The sequence below is a fragment of the Mycolicibacterium fallax genome (genome assembly GCF_010726955.1).
In the GTDB taxonomy this organism is placed as follows: Bacteria; Actinomycetota; Actinomycetes; order Mycobacteriales; family Mycobacteriaceae; genus Mycobacterium; species Mycobacterium fallax.
The window spans coordinates 3,282,022-3,300,295 of sequence record NZ_AP022603.1 but is presented as its reverse complement, the minus strand read 5'-3'; the positions used below and the strand labels follow the sequence as shown (position 1 = coordinate 3,300,295).

The following is an 18,274-nucleotide window of genomic DNA, read 5'->3' as shown; positions in this document are numbered from 1 at the left end:
GGAACGGGTCCTCTGGTCGGTGGCACAGCAGGGAAGGGTGTTCGACGATGCTGCCGCTAGATGACGTCAGCGATCGCGGTGAGGAGAGCGGCTTTGCCCTTGGCGCCGACGATCCGGGTGAGCGGCGTGCCGTCCTTGAACAGGATCAGTGTGGGGATGGAGACGACCTGGAAGTCACGGGCGGTCGAGGGGTTGGCGTCGACGTCGATCTTGGCCACCGTCAGCACCCCGGCTTTCTCTTTGGCGATCTCCTCCAGTACGGGGGCCACCATCTTGCATGGCCCGCACCAGGCTGCCCAGAAGTCCACCAGGACAGGTGTTTCGCTGGCCAGGACGTCCGCGGCGAAGGAGTCGTCGGTGACGGTCAGCGGGGTGCTGGTGGTGCTCATTGGTGTGCTCCGATCATCGCGGTGGTGGCGGTGTGGTGGGTGTCGGCCAGCCACCGTTCGGCGTCGATAGCCGCCGAGCAGCCGCTGCCCGCAGCGGTGATGGCTTGCCGGTAGGAATGGTCGACGAGGTCCCCGGCGGCGAAGACACCCTCGACTGAGGTGGCGGTGGTTCGGCCGCGGACCACCACGTAGCCCTCGGCGTCCAGTTCCGCGGCTCCGCGGACCAACTCCGAGCGAGGGTCGTGCCCGACGGCGATGAACACCCCGGTGACTGCCAGGGTGGATTCCACACCGGTGAGGGCGTTGCGGACCCGCAGGCCGGTCACCGTGCTCTCGCCGTCGACCGCGATGACGGTGGTGTTGGTCAGGAAGCGGATCTTGTCGTTGGCGCGGGCGCGTTCCAGCATGATCTTGGAGGCCCGGAACTCCTCGCGCCGGTGCACGATGGTGACGCTGCGGGCGAACTTGGTGAGGAAGGTGGCTTCCTCCATGGCCGAGTCGCCGCCGCCGATCACGGCGATGTCCTGCTCCTTGAAGAAGAACCCGTCACAGGTGGCGCACGCGCTGACTCCGCGGCCGAGCAGTTCCTGTTCCCCGGGCACGCCCAGGTAGCGGGCGGCGGCACCCATGGCCAGGATCACCGCACGGGCCCGGTGCGTCTGGCCGCCGGCGGTCACGACTTCCTTGACCGGTCCGTCCAGCGACACCGATTCGACGTCCTCCATCTGCAGGTCGGCGCCGAACCGCAGGGCCTGCTCGCGCATTTCCTCCATCAGCTCAGGCCCCTGGATACCGCTGCGGAAGCCCGGATAGTTCTCCACCTCGGTAGTCGTCATCAGCGCACCCCCGAACGAGGTGCCCTCGAAGACAAGAGGATTCAACTCGGCGCGGGCGGCGTAGATCGCCGCGGTGTAGCCCGCCGGGCCGGATCCGATGACGATGACGTCATGCACGGGTTGTGAACTCATAACCGTCTTTCTGTGGGTGCGTGAAGGGTGTCGGGTTAGCAGCAGCTGGAGGCCGCACCGCCGCAGCAGCCACCCTCGGACGCCGCGGCGGTGAGGCCCAGCTCAGTGCCCCCGGCGGGGGCGGTGTCCAGACCCGCCCAGCTGGCCAGTTGCGCCCGGTCGGGGTAACGCCCGGTCATGGCGGTGACCCCGTCGACGAGGATCAGGGGAAGCCCGGCCGAGCCGGACACGTGCAGGAAGGCTTTGGCGGCCTCGTTGTCGGCGAAGGCCTGCGGTTCGCTGGCCAGGTTGTAGCGGGCGATGTCACCGCCGCTGCTGCGGATGTAGTCCATGTCGGCGGAGAAGGTGACCAGCGCCTGGTCGACGTCTTCCCCGCACATCCCGGTGGCGCAGCACAGGGCCGGCTCGAATACCTCGATCTTGCTCATCACTTCTCCTTCTCGGTCAGCTGTTCGTTGAGTGTGTCCACGCGGGTGGCGATGTCGTCGCGGACCAGCCGCATCCGCTCGATCCCCTCGATGCCGCGCTCGGAGGGTTCGTCGGTGTCCCAGTTCTCCAGCCGGGTCCCAGGAGGCACGTCGACGCGGGCCTCACGTCCCAGGGTGACCACCAGGTCCACCTCGCCCAGCAGGGCCGGGTCGATCGGCTTGGGGTGCTCGCCGGTGATGTCGACACCGACTTCGAGCAAAGACTGCGCCGAGAGCGCATTGATCGCCGAACCCGGCGCGGTGCCCGCCGAGTACACCTCGACCCGGTCACCGGCGACCTTGCGCATCAGTCCGGCGGCCATCTGGGACTTGCCGCCGTTCTTCACGCAGACAAACAGCACCGAGGGCTTGGTCATGAGGCTGGTTGGGCGGGCAGCAGTTCGGCGACCAGGGACTGCACCCGGGTCCGGATCTCGTCGCGGATGGGGCGCACGGCGCCGATACCCTTGCCGGCCGGGTCCTCCAATTGCCAGTCGCGGTAGCTGATGCCGGGGAACACCGGGCAGGCGTCCCCGCAGCCCATCGTGATCACCACATCGGAGGTCTCGACCGCCTCATGGGTGAGCAGTTTCGGGGACTGATCGGAGATGTCGATACCGACCTCGGCCATCGCCTCGACCGCGGCCGGATTGATGCTCGGGCCCGGGTCGCTGCCCGCGGAGCGGACCTCGACGGCATCCCCGGCCAGGTCGCGCAGGAAGCCCGCAGCCATCTGGGAACGGCCCGCATTGTGGATGCATACGAACAACACGCTGGGACGAGAAGCCATGTCAGTAAACGCCCTTTCGGAATGAGATCGGATGGGGAGGTCATGCGGACAAGAACGGGGCGGTCAGGTCGGTGAGCAGTGCACGGATGCGGGTATCGAGGTCGTCGCGGATCGCCCGCACCACGTCCAAGGGCTGACCGGCCGGATCGTCGATCGCCCAATCGAGGTAGCGCTTGCCGGGATAGACCGCGCAGGCGTCCCCGCAGCCCATGGACACCACCACATCGGCGGCGGCGACCACGTCGTCGGTCAACGGTTTGGGGTACTCCTCACCCAGATCAACCCCGATCTCGGCCATCGCCGCGATGACCTGCGCGTTGATCTCCTCCGCGGGTGCCGACCCGGCGGAGCGCACATGGACCCGCCCCTGACCGTGGTGGTTGAGCAGCGCCGCGGCCATCTGCGAGCGGCCCGCGTTGTGCACACAGATGAACAACACCTCCGGCACATCCTTGGGTGCTGCGCCCTGCGCCTGCGCCAGCGCGGTCAGTCGGTCGGCGGCGAACCGGGTGGCCAGAGCAGTCAGGTGGTTGTGGATGCGGGCGGTGCGGCGCAGCGAGGCATACGACTCGAACACATACCTCTCCACCGTTTGTGGCGAGAACACCCCGTCATATCTCGCCGCGAGGTTCTGCGCGGCCCGCGACAGCACCGCCTGGGGCATCAGCAGATCGGCGGTGGTGTGCGCGGCGGCGGTCTCGTTGTCGTGCATCGCGACTCCTTTACGGTTGGCGGGTTGCTGGGCTGGGCTGTGCGGGGAAGCGTTTCCGCAACGCCAGGGATACGTAGACCAACCCGACCAGGACTGGTACTTCGATCAGCGGGCCGACCACCCCGGCCAGGGCCTGCCCGGAGGTGGCACCGAAGGTGGCGATGGCCACCGCGATCGCCAACTCGAAGTTGTTACCCGCCGCGGTGAACGCCAGGGTGGTGGTCCGGGCGTACCCAAGTCCCAGTGCGGCGCCCATCAGGAATCCGCCGCCCCACATGATCGCGAAGTACAGCAGCAGGGGTAGGGCGATGCGGGCCACGTCCCACGGCCGGTTGGTGATCTGATCACCCTGCAGGGCAAAGAGAATCACGATGGTGAACAGCAGGCCGTAAAGTGCCCACGGGCCGATCTTCGGGAGGAATTTGCTTTCGTACCATTGCCGGCCCTTGGCCTTCTCGCCGAGTCGGCGGGACAGGTAGCCGGCCAGCAGGGGGATCCCGAGGAAGATCAGCACCGATTTGGCGATCTGCCACGGCGAGGCGGAGATTCCGGCCTGCTCCAGGCCCAGCCAGCCGGGCAGCACCGACAGGTAGAACCAGCCCAGGGCGGCGAACATGATGACCTGGAACACCGAGTTCAGGGCCACCAGCACCGCGGCCGCCTCACGGTCCCCGCAGGCCAGGTCGTTCCAGATGATGACCATGGCGATGCAGCGGGCCAGGCCGACGATGATCAGCCCGGTGCGGTATTCCGGCAGGTCCGGCAGCAGCAGCCAGGCCAGGGCGAACATCAGGGCCGGGCCGAGCACCCAGTTCAACACCAGCGAACTGATCAGCAGTTTGCGGTCACCGGTGACGGTGTCGAGACGGTCGTAGCGGACCTTGGCCAGCACCGGGTACATCATGATCAGCAGACCCAGGGCGATCGGCAGGGAGATGCCGTCGATCTGGACCTTCTCCAGGGCGGTGTTCAACCCCGGGATCCAGCGGCCCAACAGCAGGCCCACCACCATTGCCACACCGATCCACACCGGCAGGAAACGATCCAGGGTGGACAGCCGGCCGGCGACCGGCGCTTCGGGACTGACCGTGTCGGTCATGCCGAAACCCCCACTGCCGCGGCGGAATCAGTGGCCACGCTCAACAGCCCCGACAGCGCGGCCAAGGCTTCGGGCACCACCGCGTAGTACACCCACGAGGCCCGGCGCTGCGACGTCAGCAGCCCCGCATCGCGCAGCACCCTGAGGTGATGCGACACCGTGGGCTGGGACACCTCCACACCGGCGGAGATGTCGCACACGCACGCCTCACCCCCGGCATGGCTGGCCACCGAACTCAGCAGCTGCAGGCGCACCGGATCCGCCAGGGCTTTGAACTTCGCGGCCATCTCCACCGCCGAGGCCAAGCTCAGCGGCTCAGCCACCAGTGGCGCCACCGGACAGGCATCCCCGGACAACCCGTGATTCGACATAGGTCGATATTGACAGGCGTCCAATCAGGGGTCAACCCATTGGGCCTGTGGGATTCACACTCTAACCTCGGGTGAGAGTAGGGTCGGCGGTGTTGGCTTGCCGCGTGATTCCCATCGCTGCGGTTGCGCTATCGCGTTGCTCTCGCGACTACGCAGCAGACTCCCCTAAACGATTATGTGCCACTGCGGTGCCTGGACCGAACGGACAACTGTGTCGTCTCAACCGATTTCGCCTTCATCCGCTGTGCGCGAAGCCGGTGATCCCAGCACGTCGGTGATGGCGGCGTTGCGATCCCCGAAACGGCTGCGGACCGAGGTGCTCGCCGGTCTGGTGGTGGCTCTAGCGCTGATCCCGGAGGCGATCTCGTTTTCGATCATCGCTGGCGTCGATCCCCGGGTCGGGTTGTTCTCTTCGTTCACGATGGCGGTGACGATCGCGATCGTCGGAGGCCGCCCCGCCATGATCTCGGCGGCCACCGGTGCGATCGCCCTGGTGGTCGCGCCCCTGGCCCGACAGTACGGGCTGGACTATTTGGTGGCGGCGGTGTTGCTTGCGGGGGTTTTCCAGATCCTGCTCAGCGTTGCGGGCGTTGCCCGGTTGATGCGGTTCATTCCGCGCAGCGTGATGGTCGGCTTCGTCAACGCCCTGGCGATCTTGATCTTCACCTCCCAGTTGCCCCATCTACTGGGGGTGCCCGCGCTGGTGTACCCGTTCGTGGCCGTCGGCCTGATCATCATGGTGTTCCTGCCGAAGCTGACGACGATCATTCCCGCGCCCTTGGTCGCGATCGTGCTCCTGACCGCTGCGGCGATCGTGTTCTCGGTACAGATTCCCACCGTGGGCGACGAAGGAGAGTTGCCCTCGAGCCTGCCGGCCTGGTTCCTTCCCGACGTTCCGTTGACCTGGTCGACCCTGACACTCATCGCCCCCTACGCCCTGGCGATGGCATTGGTGGGACTGCTCGAATCCCTGTTGACGGCCAAGCTGGTCGACGACATCACCGACACCCACAGCAACAAAACCCGCGAAGGCTGGGGCCAGGGCGTCGCCAATGTCGTGACCGGCTTCTTCGGCGGCATGGGCGGCTGCGCGATGATCGGCCAGACCATGATCAACGTCAAGGTGTCCGGTGCCCGCACCAGGATCTCGACGTTCCTGGCCGGGCTGTTTCTTCTGGGTCTGGTCGTCGGGCTGGGTGACATCGTGGCCCTGATCCCAATGGCCGCACTCGTGGCGGTGATGATCATGGTCTCGGTCGGCACGATGGACTGGCACAGCATCACACCGGCGACGCTGCGCCGCATGCCGCGCAGCGAGACCATGGTCATGCTGGCCACCGTTGTGGTCACCGTCGTCACGCACAACCTTGCCTACGGGGTGATCGTCGGCGCCTTGACCGCGATGGTGCTCTTCGCCCGCCGCGTCGCCCACATGGTCACCGTGGAGAAGATCGCGGAAACCGACGACGACCACGACGGCACCCCCGATACCGTCGTCTACCGGGTGACCGGTGAGTTGTTCTTCGCCTCCAGCAACGACCTGGTGTACCAGTTCAACTACATCGACGATCCACGCAATATCGTGATCGACATGTCCGACTCCCACATCTGGGATGCCTCCACCGTCGCGGCCCTGGACGCGGTCACCACGAAGTACCGCGCGAAGGGCAAACACGTCGACATCATCGGCCTGAACACCGATTCCGCCGACCGCCACGACCTGCTCTCCGGAAATCTGGGAGCAGAACATTGACCTACGGGCACATGCAGATCGGACACGTCGCGGCACGCACCGAGTTGTCCATCACGACCGTGCGCCACTACGACGAGGTCGGGCTGGTGACCCCATCGGCGCGCTCGACCGGCGGGTTCCGTCTCTACACCGAAGCCGACATCGACCGCCTGCTCGTCATCCGCAGAATGAAACCACTGGGATTCACCCTCACCGAGATGAGAGACCTCCTGGACTCACTGGATGCCCTCAACGACGCCGGGGCATCGCAACAGCAGCGCACTACCGCGGCGAACTACCTGCAGCACTGCCGAACCAAAGCCCAAGAAAGCGCCACCAGACTGCGCACACAACTCGCCTACGCCGAAGAACTGGCCGAACTACTCACCGCGCGGGCCGACGAGGTCTTCGGCGCTGAAAATTAGGACTCGACTCAGACCACTACGCCGTGGACGGCGACTCTCACGATCACCGAGTAGTCGAAGTCCTGGCGGGCCCTACAGGTTGATCATGTGGCCGGCCAGGCCGTGGAAGCATTCCTGCAGCGCCTCCGACAGGGTGGGGTGGGTGTGGACGTTGCGGACCAACTCGGTGACCGTCAGGTCCCACTTCTGGGCCAAGGTGAGTTCGGGCAGCAACTCCGAGACGTCGGGCCCGATGAGGTGCGCGCCGAGCAGCTCACCGTATTTGGCGTCGGCGATGACCTTCGCGAACCCGGTGGGCTCGGCCAGGCCGTGGGCCTTGCCGTTGGCGCTGAACGGGAACTTCGCCACCGTGACGTCATAGCCTTCCGCGCGAGCCTGTTCCTCGGTGAGTCCGAAGCTGGCGACCTGGGGTCGGCAGAACGTGGCCCGCGGCAGCATCCGGTAGTCGCCCAGCGGCATCGTCTCGGCGCCGGCGATGGCCTCGGCGGCCACCACCCCCATCGCCGAGGCGACATGGGCCAGTTGCAGTTTCGCGGTCACATCACCGATGGCGTACAGGTGCGCGATGTTGGTGCGCATGTAGTCGTCGATCGCGATCGCGCCGCGGTCGGTCAGCGCCACACCGGTGGTCTCCAGCCCGAAGCCCTCGATATTGGGGACGAACCCGATGGCCTGCAACACCTTGTCGGCCCTGAGTTCCTCGGTCGTGCCGTCCTTGCTCACGACGACGGTCACCGCAGACCCGTCGTCGCTGATCGACTCCACCTTCGTGCCGGTGCGGATCGTCACCCCGAGCTTCTTGTACTGCTTCTCGATCTCCTTGGAGATCTCGGCGTCCTCGTTGGGCAGCGCCCGCGGCAGGAACTCGACGATGGTCACCTCGACGCCGTAGTTGGCCATCACGTAGGCGAACTCCATGCCGATGGCGCCGGCGCCGGCGATCACGATTGAGCGCGGCAGCTCCCGGGACAGGATCTGCTCCTCGTAGGTGACCACGTTGGCCGACAGCGAGGTTCCCGGCACCAGGCGCACGCTGCTGCCGGTGCCGATGATCGCGTTGTCGAAGGTGACGATCTGGGTGCCGCCGTCGTTGAGGCTCACCTCGATGGTGTTGGGGTCGGTGAAGCGGCCGTAGCCGTTGATCTCGGTGATCTTGTTCTTCTTCATCAGAAAGTGCACACCGGCGACGTGCCCGTCGACCACCGTGCGGCTGCGGTCGAACGCCGCCCCGTAGTCGAAACTCACCTGCCCGCTGATCCCGAACGTCTGAGCGTCCCTGGTGAAAATGTGGGCCAACTCGGCGTTGCGCAACAACGCTTTCGACGGGATGCACCCGACATTGAGGCACACCCCACCCCAATACTTCGGTTCGATCACCGCGGTGTTCAGGCCGAGCTGGGCGGCGCGAATGGCGGCCACGTAGCCGCCGGGACCGCCACCGAGAGCGACAACGTCATAGTGAGTCATCACCCCAGAATCCATGGGCGAAGCAGCCTCGCACAAGTGCCGAACCGACACATCTTCGCCGGCGCGGTTCGGTCATCGCCCGCGCCAGGGGCGCCGACGGCGAACCGGATCCGACGCCGCAATGAACAGCAGGTGAAGGGCTGGCGGACTTTCGGTGCATCCGTTGCTACACCGATCTCACTCAGCGCACATTGACTCAATCATGGTTGAGCTTTCTCCCGAGGCGTTGCGGCGCGTGCAGGTTCATGCGGCCCTGGCTGATCCCGGCCGGTTGACGATCGTTGACCGACTGCTGTTGGCGGACGCCTCACCGTCGGAGTTGCAACGTGCGGTGTCGATGTCCTCGAGCCTGCTGGCCCATCATCTGGGTGTGCTGGAAGGCGCCGGCCTGCTGCGGCGGGTCCGCTCCGAGGGCGATCGTCGCCGCACCTACCTGCAACTGATCCCCGCCGCGCTGGATCTGCTGGTGCCGCCGGTGTCGCTGCAGTTCGAACGGGTGTTGTTCGTGTGCAGCCAGAACTCCGCGCGCAGCCAACTAGCGGTCGCGGTGTGGAATCGGCGCAGCCGCTTGCCTGCGGCCTCGGCCGGCACCCGACCCGCTGCCCGGGTGCACCCCGGCGCGCTCGCCGCGGCGGCCCGCCATGACCTGGCGATGCGGCCCGGCCGTCCGCGCCACCTCGACGACGTGCGCCGCCCCACCGACCTCATCGTGGCGGTGTGCGACAACGTTCACGAAGAGCTGCCTCCCGAGACGGCGCGGCTGCACTGGTCGATCGCCGATCCCGTAACGGCGGGGGGCGCCCGGGCGTTCGATCACGCCCTCGACGAGCTGGTTGCCCGGATCGACCGGCTGGCTGTGACTGTCGACGGCGGCCAACGGCGGCGACGGCCGTGAAACCGATAGGGCCGCCGATGTCAATCAGTCCAAACCGAAGGGCATCTGCCATGGTTGTTTCGCTGAACCGCTCCGCCACCCTGTCCATCGTTGCCGCGGCCGTGCTGCTGGTGGCTGGATGCGGCAGCGATCAAGGCCGGCCCAGCTACGCGGAGTCAGCGACGGTCGAGTGCGGCGGCAAGGACACCCTGGTCGCCAGCGGGTCGACCGCGCAGGCGAACGCGATGGCCCGGTTCGTCGAGGTCTATCAGAAGACCTGCCCAGGGAAGACGGTGGATTACACCTCAAACGGCTCCGCGGCCGGGGTGAGCGAATTCCTGGACGGCCGAACCGATTTCGGCGGCTCGGACTCCCCGCTGGCCGGCGACGAGTACACCACGGCCCGCCAGCGGTGCGGCTCGGAAGCCTGGAATCTGCCGGTGGTCTTCGGCCCACTGGGCATCACTTACAACCTCGACGGCGTCGACACGCTGGTCCTGGACGCCCCGACGCTGGCCAGGATCTTCAACGGGTCCATCACCCGGTGGAACGACCCGGCGATCAAAGATCGCAACCCCGCTGTTCCGGACGAACCGATTCGGGTGGTCTTCCGCAGCGACGGCTCCGGCACCACCGCCAACTTCCAGCGCTACCTCGATGCCGCCTCGGGCGGCGCGTGGGGCAAGGGAACCGGAAAGGTCTTCAACGGCGGCGTCGGCCAGGGCTCCGCCGGCAACGAGGGCACCTCGGCGACCGTGAAGAACACCCCGGGCGCGATCAGCTACAACGAGTGGTCATTCGCCCAGGACCTGAGACTCAAGACCGCCAAGATCCTGACCTCCGCGGGACCGGAACCGGTCACGATCAACGCGGCCACCGTGCAGAAGACCATCGCGAACGCCACCATCACCGGTGCTGAAAACAACCTGGTGCTCGACACCTCGACGTTCTACAACCCAACCGAGCCGGGCGCCTACCCGATCGTGCTGGCCACCTACCAACTGGTGTGCTCGACGTATTCCGATCCCCAGACCGGCACCGCGGTGCGGGCATTCCTGCAGTCCACCGTCACCCAAGGACAAGTCAACCTGGAAGACCACGGCTATTTCCCGCTGCCCGACCAATTCCAGGCAAGAGTCGCCGACGCCGTCAACGCCATCAGATGACCCCTCAGGAGCCACGCCCATGACAACTCGCCGTATCGTCGCCGTCGGTGGCAGCGACGCCGGAATCAGCGCCGCCCTGCGGGCCCGCGAACTCGACCCCGACACCCACGTCACGGTGGTGGTCGCCGACGCCTACCCCAACTTCTCCATCTGCGGGATCCCCTACTACGTCTCCGGCGAAGTCACCCACTGGACCAACCTCGCCCACCGCACCGCCGCCGACCTGGCAGCCACCGGGATGGAGGTCCGCACCGACACCCGGGCCACCCGCATCAACCCCGCCGACCACACCCTCGAGGTCCTCGACCCGGCCGGAAATCCCGGCCTGCTGCCCTACGATGCGCTGATTGTCGGCACCGGAGCACTGAGTTTTCGCCCACCGATCACCGGACTGCACGGCCCCGATGCGCTGGGACCCGCCGACGGGGTGCACCTTCTGCACTCCATGGGAGACACCTTCGCGGTGATGGAATCCCTGACGAATCGAAACCCCAAGACAGCGGCCATCGTCGGAGCCGGATACATCGGACTGGAAATGGCCGAAGCCCTCACCACCCGGGGAATCGCCGTCACCCAGATCGAAGCCCTGCCCGAAGTGCTACCCACCGTGGACCCCGAACTCGGTGCGCTGATCCACGCCGAACTGGAACGCAACGGCGTCGAGGTCCTCACCGACACCACCGTCACGGCCATCGCGCGGACCCAGACCGGGGCGATTTCGCTGACAACCACCCACCATGGAAAGACCACCGTCCGCGTCGTCGACGTCGTCTTGGTAGTGGTCGGCGTGACACCCGACACCGCACTGGCCGCAGATGCCGGCGCTGAGCTGAGCGTCAAGGGATCCATCGCCGTCGACGAGGCCATGCGCACCACCCTGCCCGACGTCTTCGCCGCCGGGGACTGCGTGCACACCCACCACCGGCTCCTCGGCATCACCTGGCTGCCGCTGGGCACCACCGCCCACAAACAGGGCCGCGTCGCCGGCGAGAACGCCCTCGGCGGCAAAGCCCGCTTCGCTGGGAGCCTGGGCACCCAGGTCGTCAAAGTGTTCGACCTCGTGGCCGCCCGCACCGGCCTTCGCGAACACGAGGCCCGCCCGGTCAACCCCGGCTGGCAGCCCGTGACCACATCATCGGCCCCCGACGATCACAAGGCCTACTATCCCGGCGCTACCCCCCTGCATATCCGCATCACCGGAGACGCCGCCAGCGGGCGGCTCCTCGGAGCCCAACTCGTCGGTCACCGCCGCGCCGAGGTGTCCAAACGCGTCGACACCTACGCAGCAGCCCTGTTTCATTCAATGACAGTCGAGGGCCTCAACGAGCTCGACCTGTCCTACACACCCCCGCTCGGCTCCCCCTGGGACGCCACCCAAATCGCCGCCCAAGCGTGGACCCGCGAACACCAACTCGATGCCCAACGGCGGGATCTGCACGCCGCCAACGGCCGTCGGGATGCCTCATCCGCCCCGCTCTGAGACCGTCCGCAAACAGGCCCTCGTCACCGCTTTCCAAGGAGTCAACCACCATGGCCAACAACCGTTTCCTGGCCGCGACGGCCGCGATCACCGCAGCAGCCGCCCTGCTCACCGCATCGTGTTCCCGGACCGGGCCCGTGCAGCCCTACGCCGAGGACGCCACCGTCGCCTGCGCAGGCAAACAAGACCTAACCGCCAGCGGCTCGACCGCCCAAACCGCCGCAATAGCCCACTTCACCAAGGCCTACCAAGACGCATGCCCGGGACGAACGCTGACCTACACCGCCAACGGATCCGGAGCCGGAATCCAGGAATTCCTCAGCAAAAAAACCGATTTCGGCAGCTCCGACTCACCACTTCAAGGCAAGGAGTACGACGCTGCAAAACAGCGCTGCGGCGGCGCCGACGCGCTCAACATCCCGATCGTATTCGGACCGATCGCCATCACCTACAACCTCCCCGACGTTGACGTCCTGATCCTCGACGGCCCCACCCTGGCCGGCATCTTCTCCGGTGCCATCACCCGGTGGGACGACCCGGCAATCGAGGCACTGAACTTGCCGGCCGGCAGGGCGCATCCGAACCCCCGCACATCCATGCCCGCCGAAGAAATCCGGGTCGTGCACCGCAGCGACGAATCAGGGACGACCGACAATTTCCAGCAATACCTACAGACCGCATCAGCGGGGTCGTGGACACGCGGCGCCGGGAAGACATTCAAGGGCGGCGTGGGCCAAGGCGCCCCCGGAAATCAGGGCACAGCCGAAGCGGTGAAAACCACCCCGGGTGCGATCACCTACAACGAATGGTCCTCCGCAATCAACCAGGGACTGTCGACCGCTGACATCAAAACCCCCGCCGGCATCACCCACATCGGCACCGACTGGACGGGCACCTCCATCGCCCCCGTCACGATCACCGGCCAAGGCAACAACCTGGTCCTCGACATGACCCCGGCCTTCCAGCCCAGCGCGAAATTCGGCTACCCCATCCTCCTCGCCGGCTACGCGATCGTCTGCTCCCGCTACCCCGACCCGACCACCGGCGAAGCCGTCAAAGCCTTCCTCCAAGCAGCGGTCACCGTCGGCCAAACCGACCTCAACAAGGTCGGCTACATCCCTCTGCCCGCGGAATTTCAAAGCAAAATCGCCACCGCGGTCAACAGCATCACCTAAAGAATCCGTGGGCTCAGCGTTCTCCAACTGCAAATCTCCGGCGGATCCGCCATCCTTCCATCAGGAGTTATGGCGCCGAGCTGGCGGCGTCCGCTAACGCTCGATCAGGGCTACAGCACCGGCGTCGAGCAGCTCCTGCCCACGTTGCGGCGTCTTCGCCAATCCGATTACTCGCACTCCCACTGCCCGCCCCGCCTCGACATCGGTGGCCGAGTCACCGACGAAGACACAGCGGCCAGCGTCCACATCGAGCTGTTCAACAGCTGTACGCACGAGGTACGGGTCCGGCTTCAACCTCAGCACCGTCGCCGGTGTTCGGCATGCGAGCACCTGGATCGGTGCGGTCCAACTGAAGCGTTGTAGGAACTCCTCGACCGAGGACTGGCTGTTGTTGCTTACGATCGCGACGGGAATCGTTTGGCGTTGCGCATTTCTGAGCATTGTCCGTATCTCCGGACTCGGCTGGCTGCGTCGCGCGCAGGCGACCTCTGCAGAAGAGCAGGCGGCCTCCACGCGATTCAGTTCGGCGGGCATGAACGCTGCGACATAGCGCAGAACGGCCAGATGATCCGTAGTTGACTGGATCTCGTCGGGAAGCGAAACATGTTGCAGCGCAGCACGTGCCCGATCAGCGGCCTCGGCATTCAGTGGCGCCGGCATGAGCGCAGTGATCGGCCCATCGAAATCAAGGAGCAGCGCGCCGGCGCTTGCGATGATTGCCTCGGCGTCAGTCATGGAAGCGGCTGAGCGATCGAGTCCCAAATGCTGTTGAACCAGTTACGGGTCTGCGTGAGGAACTGGGTTGAGGTCGAATCCGGGTCACCATCGTCGCTGTAGTGGAACATCACAGCGTCTTTACCCATTGGGTCGTAGATCGCGACGCTCTTGCGATCGAGCGTCACGTCATGACGCATAACGGGGTAGTAACCGAAGAAGGTTTCGGCGTCATTGATGATGTAGACCTTAAACAGGGGTGCCGATTCGTAAAGGCGCACAGCTACTTTCGCATCGGGTACCAGATCCAATCCTACAAGTTCCTCGACAGCCGCCTGGATCAGCCCGACATGGCGGTCGCTGATCGCCGCCATTCTCTCGCGGGCGAGTTGCGACTGAGTCGCGTCACGATCGACGGCGATTGGGAGAGCCAACGACGCACCGAGGTCTGGCAGCAGAAGTCGCAGTCGAATCGACTCGGGTGACAAGCTGCCGTTACGAATTTGGTCCAGCGGCTCGGTGAGAATGCCGTTGAGCGTCTCTGCCGTATAGCCCGAAAAGTCGATGCGCACCTGAGGGCTTTTGAAGCCTTGCTCGATATGGGGTCTCAGTGCGATCGGCCGCGTTGTCCGCTGCCGCACGAACATGCCACTCCCCTGCCGGGTCGCGATCAGACCATCGTCCCTGAGGATGCGCAGCGCCTGCTGAATAGTCATTCGCGCAACGCCATAGGTCTTCGACAACTCGACCTGCGTGGGCAACCGCTCCCCCGGTGCCAGCTTCCCCGTCAGTATCGCCGCCCGCAGCTTGGCGGCCACCTGCTGATACGGCGGCCTCGGGTCATCCAGGTCAAGGCTCATGCAGCTGAGCGTACAGAGTTGATCAGCCCGCCTGGCCAACACGGCCCTAAACCCTTGACATGAACGGCATGGTTGTCCATATACTGCGGTTGGCTGGAAATGGCTAGCCAAACCGTTGAAGGGATCTACCGTTGACCATTCAGAAGCGAATCCCCCTCGCCCACTCGGCCGTGTTCCCCAGCGGCGCGTACCTGAAGGGCGGCATCGAGCCCGTCCTCGACTTCAACTCCCCGATCGGACCGGACGGCGTTCGGCCCCAGTCGGTCGAGAAGGAGTCCGGGCTGCCAATGTGGCAGGCGACCGTCCTCGACGCTGATCCGGACGCCGCCAAGCGCGACACGGCCGTGACGGTGAAGTTCCTGTCCAAGACCCAGCCGGTCGTCCCGGCGAACAAGACGCCTTTCCCGTGGACGCCGATCGAGTTCGCCGGGCTGACGGCACTGCCCTACATCGACGAGACCGGATCGCGACCCCGCATCGCGTGGTCCTTCCGCGCCGACGGCATCTTTGCGCCTGGTAGCGCAGTGGACAAGGGCGCCGCATAGTCCTCGGCCGCAATCAGGAATCGGCACTCAAGTGAGCGCATCAGCGGTGTCCCCGAACTCAGGATTTCCCGGGTTCGGGGACACCGCACCGCTCGATATCGCCGAGTTCAGCTCGGCTACCACGGAAGCGCTGATCCAACGGATCGCAGACGGGTCCTTCGATGCATGGGCGGATACCGCGGCGAGGGTCGGCTACTGCGCGAACCCCGTGCGCCTGGTCGGAAGCTCGACCACCGTGGACGCCGCGACAGGCCAAGTGCTGGATACCTTTTCGTCCGACCAGTCCCCGCTCGGCGTCGTCTACCGCCCCTGCGGCAACAGACGCGCCGACGTATGTCCGTCCTGCTCCCGGGTCTACGCCCGCGACACGTTCGAGATGCTTCGAGCGGGCCTGGTCGGCGGCAAAACCGTATCGACCGGCGTGGCCAGTAATCCCGTGCTGTTCGCTACGTTCACCGCTCCCTCGTTCGGCTCTGTTCACGGGCCGCGGCCGGTCGGAGGTTCTACTGCCGGCGGCCGGTGCCGACCCCGCGACATGTCAGAGACTTGTCGGCACGGACGGCCGACGAGCTGCATGGCCATTCACGAACCCCACGACCCTCACGGCGGCGCCCCGCTTTGTGACGAGTGCTACGACTGGGAAGGCGCGGTCGTCTGGAACTGGTGGGCCCCTGAACTCTGGCGCCGGACGGTGATGGCACTGCGCCGGGCGATCGCCGCGAAGTTGGACGTACCCGAGGAATCGCTGGGGGAGTCGGCGTCGCTCCAGTACGCGAAGGTAGCTGAGTTCCAGACAAGAGGACTTGTCCACTTCCACGCCCTGTTCCGCCTCGACGGACCGTCAGGCCCTGGCTCACCATCGCCGTTGGACGAGGCCGAGCTGGCGGAGACGTTCCGACGCGTGATCAACGGTGTCGAGTACTTCGCGCCTGCCATCGACGCCGAGGACACCAGCCGACTCATCCAATGGGGCACCCAGATCGACATCCGACCGGTTCGCGGGGCCAAAGGCGTTGACTACCAAACGGATTCGCTACATGCCGAGCAGGTCGCCGGCTATCTCGCGAAGTACGCCACCAAAGACGTCGCTGAACTGGATCACGGGCAACTCCGCGGCCCTCATCTGCGGCAGCTTGAGCAGACGTGCAAGGAACTCGCCACCCGCGGCATGGCGGCGGGTGAGGATTCTCCATATCTGCTGCTGTTCAAGCGGAACCGGACGCTTGGCTTTCGCGGTCATTTCTCGACCAAGTCGCGGCGATACTCGATCACCCTCGGAGCGCTGCGACGTGCCCGGCATCGCTTCCAACTCTTGCGAGCCGACCTCGAGCGCCGCGGCAAGCCGCTTGACCCAACGGGACTCGAAGAGCGGCTACTCGCGGACGAGGAGAGTTCGACGCTGATCGTCGGAGCGTGGGCCTTCCAAGGGAGCGGCTGGACACGCAGCGGCGACAGGGCCCTCGCGCTTGCGGCGGCAGCGCGATCACGGGAGTACGCGCAGTGGCGGGCCGAACAGACGCGAGACGCAATCACCCAGAGGAAGGACAGACGATGAACGACGGCATTACGTTCCCCCGGCTGCTGACGGTCAAGAACGTCGCCGAGATCCTGTGCGTCCCGGTGTCGACCGTCCATCACTGGGCGATCCATGGCGAGGGGCCGCCATCTTTCAAGATCGGCAAGCATCGCCGCTTCGACGCGGCCGCGGTCCTCCGCTGGATCGAAGAGACGAAGAGGGCCGCGTGATCGAGAAGCGACTCAATGCCGCCGGCCGGGTGCGTTGGCGCGTCCGCTATCGCACCCCGGATCAGCGCCAGCGTTCACGAACCTTTGACCGCCGCCGTGACGCCGAGGACTTCGAAGCCGAGTTGCGTGGTCGGATGCGCCGGGGCGAGTTCGTGGACCCGCAGCGCGGGCGCATGACACTGCTCAGCCTCTGGCAGGAGTACGAGCGCACTACTCTGACCCACCGCCGGAAGACGACGCCGCAGAACTACCGCGTCGCGATGCAACATGCGCTTAATCAGTTCCAGCTGTGGCCGATCGGCAAGATCGAGCACGGCGATGTCGCCGATTGGGTCGCCTCGCTGTCGAAGACCAAAGGAGCCGAGACCGTCAGATACGCCCACCGAGTCCTGTGCCTCATTCTCGAGCACGGTGTCTCTACCCGCCGGCTGCCCCACAACGTCGCGCGGGGCGTCGACCTCCCGGCCCGTCCCCCGGCCCGGGAGCGCATCCTGACCGCTGACGAGGTCGACGCCCTCGCCGACAAACTCGGCGAGCATGGAGACATCGTGCTGTGCATGGCCTACCTCGGGCTGCGCTGGTCGGAGGCTGCTGGCTTGCGCGTCCTCCACGTTGATCTGGCGCGCAATCGGGTGCGGGTCTTCGAGCGGGCGACCGAAGTCGCGGGCCACATGGACGTCGATGTCCCCAAGAGTGTCGCCTCGACTCGCGATATCGGCATTCCCGCGTTTCTCCGGGACATCCTGAAGGCCAGGATCGAGGGTCGCCGCCCGAACGACTTGGTGTTTCCGGCACCTGAGGGCGGCCACCTCCGGAACGGAAACTGGCGCGCCCGGTCAGGATGGGACAAGGCGATCGAGTCGCTGGGCTTGGAGGGCGTGACACCGCACGACTTGAGGCGGACATTCGGCAGTCTGGCCCGCTTGGCCGGTGCGGACCTCCGATGGATTCAAAAGGCGATGGGCCATGCCTCCATCACGACCACCGCCCGCATCTACGCCCATCTCTATGACGACGAACTCGACACCGTCGCCGCCGCCCTAAACGACCTGAGGAAACCGACGTGAGAATCCCCGGGCACCGGGTGATGTGCCCAAAGCGTGCCCACAATGGCGGCACGGTGGCCGGTCTGACCGGGCCCGCCAGCCATCAGAGCCGGGCTGACGTGCGTGGACAAAATGGAGCCGCCTAGGGGAATCGAACCCCTGACCTATTCATTACGAGTGAATTGCTCTACCGACTGAGCTAAGGCGGCGTGCCCGGCGCACCGGGCGCAGCAGAGTCTACAGGCCCG

At 65.9% G+C, this 18,274-nt stretch carries 21 protein-coding genes and 1 tRNA gene; 10 read left to right on the top strand and 12 right to left on the bottom strand.

Annotation, left to right across the window (positions count from 1 at the left end; genetic code table 11):
- Positions 1 to 56: 56 nt before the first annotated feature.
- Genes trxA through G6N10_RS15770 form a run of 8 tightly spaced genes read right to left on the bottom strand, consistent with a single transcriptional unit; the run spans position 57 to position 4,796 of the window.
- Positions 57 to 389: a thioredoxin gene (gene trxA, locus G6N10_RS15805; protein ID WP_085094927.1), complete on the bottom strand. Its 333-nt coding sequence runs from the start codon at positions 387 to 389 to the stop codon at positions 57 to 59.
- Complete coding sequence (trxB, locus tag G6N10_RS15800; protein WP_085094929.1) at positions 386 to 1,357, bottom strand: thioredoxin-disulfide reductase; 972 nt, start codon at positions 1,355 to 1,357, stop codon at positions 386 to 388. The genes trxA and trxB overlap by 4 nt, the downstream gene beginning before the upstream one ends.
- Before the next feature lie 35 nt (positions 1,358 to 1,392).
- Complete coding sequence (gene arsD, locus G6N10_RS15795) at positions 1,393 to 1,785, bottom strand: arsenite efflux transporter metallochaperone ArsD (RefSeq protein WP_085094931.1); 393 nt, start codon at positions 1,783 to 1,785, stop codon at positions 1,393 to 1,395.
- Positions 1,785 to 2,201, bottom strand: coding sequence for an arsenate-mycothiol transferase ArsC (locus G6N10_RS15790; protein WP_085094933.1), 417 nt, complete (start codon positions 2,199 to 2,201; stop codon positions 1,785 to 1,787). Before G6N10_RS15790 ends, arsD begins: the two co-directional genes overlap by 1 nt.
- On the bottom strand, positions 2,198 to 2,614 hold the full coding sequence (locus G6N10_RS15785; RefSeq protein ID WP_085094935.1) for an arsenate reductase ArsC: 417 nt from the start codon (positions 2,612 to 2,614) through the stop codon (positions 2,198 to 2,200). The genes G6N10_RS15790 and G6N10_RS15785 overlap by 4 nt, the downstream gene beginning before the upstream one ends.
- Before the next feature lie 40 nt (positions 2,615 to 2,654).
- Positions 2,655 to 3,326: an arsenate reductase ArsC gene (locus tag G6N10_RS15780; RefSeq protein ID WP_109750470.1), complete on the bottom strand. Its 672-nt coding sequence runs from the start codon at positions 3,324 to 3,326 to the stop codon at positions 2,655 to 2,657.
- 10 nt (positions 3,327 to 3,336) lie between these two features.
- Positions 3,337 to 4,425 (bottom strand): ACR3 family arsenite efflux transporter, encoded by a 1,089-nt coding sequence (gene arsB / locus G6N10_RS15775; RefSeq protein ID WP_085094937.1) that lies wholly within the window; start codon positions 4,423 to 4,425, stop codon positions 3,337 to 3,339.
- Positions 4,422 to 4,796 (bottom strand): ArsR/SmtB family transcription factor, encoded by a 375-nt coding sequence (locus tag G6N10_RS15770; RefSeq protein ID WP_085094939.1) that lies wholly within the window; start codon positions 4,794 to 4,796, stop codon positions 4,422 to 4,424. Before G6N10_RS15770 ends, arsB begins: the two co-directional genes overlap by 4 nt.
- 211 nt (positions 4,797 to 5,007) lie before the next feature.
- Between G6N10_RS15770 and G6N10_RS15765 the strand changes: the two genes are divergently transcribed.
- Positions 5,008 to 6,549 carry a SulP family inorganic anion transporter gene (locus G6N10_RS15765; protein WP_085094941.1) on the top strand — a complete coding sequence of 514 codons (1,542 nt, stop codon included), beginning with the start codon at positions 5,008 to 5,010 and terminating at the stop codon, positions 6,547 to 6,549.
- A gap of 11 nt (positions 6,550 to 6,560) precedes the next feature.
- Entirely contained in the window at positions 6,561 to 6,953 is a 393-nt protein-coding gene (locus tag G6N10_RS15760; RefSeq protein WP_085094943.1) for a MerR family transcriptional regulator, read from the top strand.
- A gap of 72 nt (positions 6,954 to 7,025) precedes the next feature.
- On the opposite strand, the gene lpdA is transcribed toward G6N10_RS15760, so the two are convergent.
- The gene (gene lpdA, locus G6N10_RS15755; RefSeq protein ID WP_085095094.1) at positions 7,026 to 8,420 is read right to left on the bottom strand and encodes a dihydrolipoyl dehydrogenase; all 1,395 of its coding nucleotides are present in this window, start codon (positions 8,418 to 8,420) and stop codon (positions 7,026 to 7,028) included.
- Positions 8,421 to 8,622: 202 nt separating this feature from the next.
- Here lpdA and G6N10_RS15750 point away from each other — a divergent pair, with 202 nt between their 5' ends.
- The 4 genes from G6N10_RS15750 to pstS (G6N10_RS15735) are packed head-to-tail and all read left to right on the top strand — an operon-like array spanning position 8,623 to position 13,115.
- Positions 8,623 to 9,315: an arsenate reductase/protein-tyrosine-phosphatase family protein gene (locus G6N10_RS15750; RefSeq protein WP_085094945.1), complete on the top strand. Its 693-nt coding sequence runs from the start codon at positions 8,623 to 8,625 to the stop codon at positions 9,313 to 9,315.
- Between the two features lie 50 nt (positions 9,316 to 9,365).
- The gene (gene pstS, locus G6N10_RS15745; RefSeq protein WP_085094947.1) at positions 9,366 to 10,460 is read left to right on the top strand and encodes a phosphate ABC transporter substrate-binding protein PstS; all 1,095 of its coding nucleotides are present in this window, start codon (positions 9,366 to 9,368) and stop codon (positions 10,458 to 10,460) included.
- Positions 10,461 to 10,479: 19 nt separating this feature from the next.
- The gene (locus G6N10_RS15740) at positions 10,480 to 11,940 is read left to right on the top strand and encodes an FAD-dependent oxidoreductase (protein WP_085094949.1); all 1,461 of its coding nucleotides are present in this window, start codon (positions 10,480 to 10,482) and stop codon (positions 11,938 to 11,940) included.
- Between the two features lie 50 nt (positions 11,941 to 11,990).
- Positions 11,991 to 13,115, top strand: a complete 1,125-nt coding sequence (gene pstS / locus G6N10_RS15735) for a phosphate ABC transporter substrate-binding protein PstS (RefSeq protein ID WP_085094951.1) — start codon at positions 11,991 to 11,993, stop codon at positions 13,113 to 13,115.
- A 93-nt stretch (positions 13,116 to 13,208) separates the two neighbouring features.
- Here pstS (G6N10_RS15735) and G6N10_RS15730 read toward each other — a convergent pair whose 3' ends face one another.
- Both G6N10_RS15730 and G6N10_RS15725 read right to left on the bottom strand, forming a co-directional pair.
- Positions 13,209 to 13,850 carry an HAD family hydrolase gene (locus G6N10_RS15730; RefSeq protein WP_085094953.1) on the bottom strand — a complete coding sequence of 214 codons (642 nt, stop codon included), beginning with the start codon at positions 13,848 to 13,850 and terminating at the stop codon, positions 13,209 to 13,211.
- Positions 13,847 to 14,689 carry a GntR family transcriptional regulator gene (locus G6N10_RS15725; RefSeq protein WP_085094955.1) on the bottom strand — a complete coding sequence of 281 codons (843 nt, stop codon included), beginning with the start codon at positions 14,687 to 14,689 and terminating at the stop codon, positions 13,847 to 13,849. The genes G6N10_RS15730 and G6N10_RS15725 overlap by 4 nt, the downstream gene beginning before the upstream one ends.
- A 131-nt stretch (positions 14,690 to 14,820) precedes the next feature.
- Between G6N10_RS15725 and G6N10_RS15720 the strand changes: the two genes are divergently transcribed.
- The 4 genes from G6N10_RS15720 to G6N10_RS15705 are packed head-to-tail and all read left to right on the top strand — an operon-like array spanning position 14,821 to position 18,047.
- Positions 14,821 to 15,234 carry a hypothetical protein gene (locus G6N10_RS15720; protein WP_085094957.1) on the top strand — a complete coding sequence of 138 codons (414 nt, stop codon included), beginning with the start codon at positions 14,821 to 14,823 and terminating at the stop codon, positions 15,232 to 15,234.
- Positions 15,235 to 15,265: 31 nt separating this feature from the next.
- Entirely contained in the window at positions 15,266 to 16,789 is a 1,524-nt protein-coding gene (locus G6N10_RS15715) for a replication initiator (RefSeq protein ID WP_133055113.1), read from the top strand.
- Positions 16,786 to 16,980, top strand: coding sequence for a helix-turn-helix transcriptional regulator (locus G6N10_RS15710; protein WP_085094961.1), 195 nt, complete (start codon positions 16,786 to 16,788; stop codon positions 16,978 to 16,980). Before G6N10_RS15715 ends, G6N10_RS15710 begins: the two co-directional genes overlap by 4 nt.
- Entirely contained in the window at positions 16,977 to 18,047 is a 1,071-nt protein-coding gene (locus G6N10_RS15705; protein WP_085094963.1) for a tyrosine-type recombinase/integrase, read from the top strand. Before G6N10_RS15710 ends, G6N10_RS15705 begins: the two co-directional genes overlap by 4 nt.
- A 112-nt stretch (positions 18,048 to 18,159) precedes the next feature.
- Here the strand turns inward: G6N10_RS15705 and G6N10_RS15700 are convergent.
- A tRNA-Thr gene (locus G6N10_RS15700) sits at positions 18,160 to 18,235 on the bottom strand.
- Between the last annotated feature and the right edge of the window lie 39 nt (positions 18,236 to 18,274).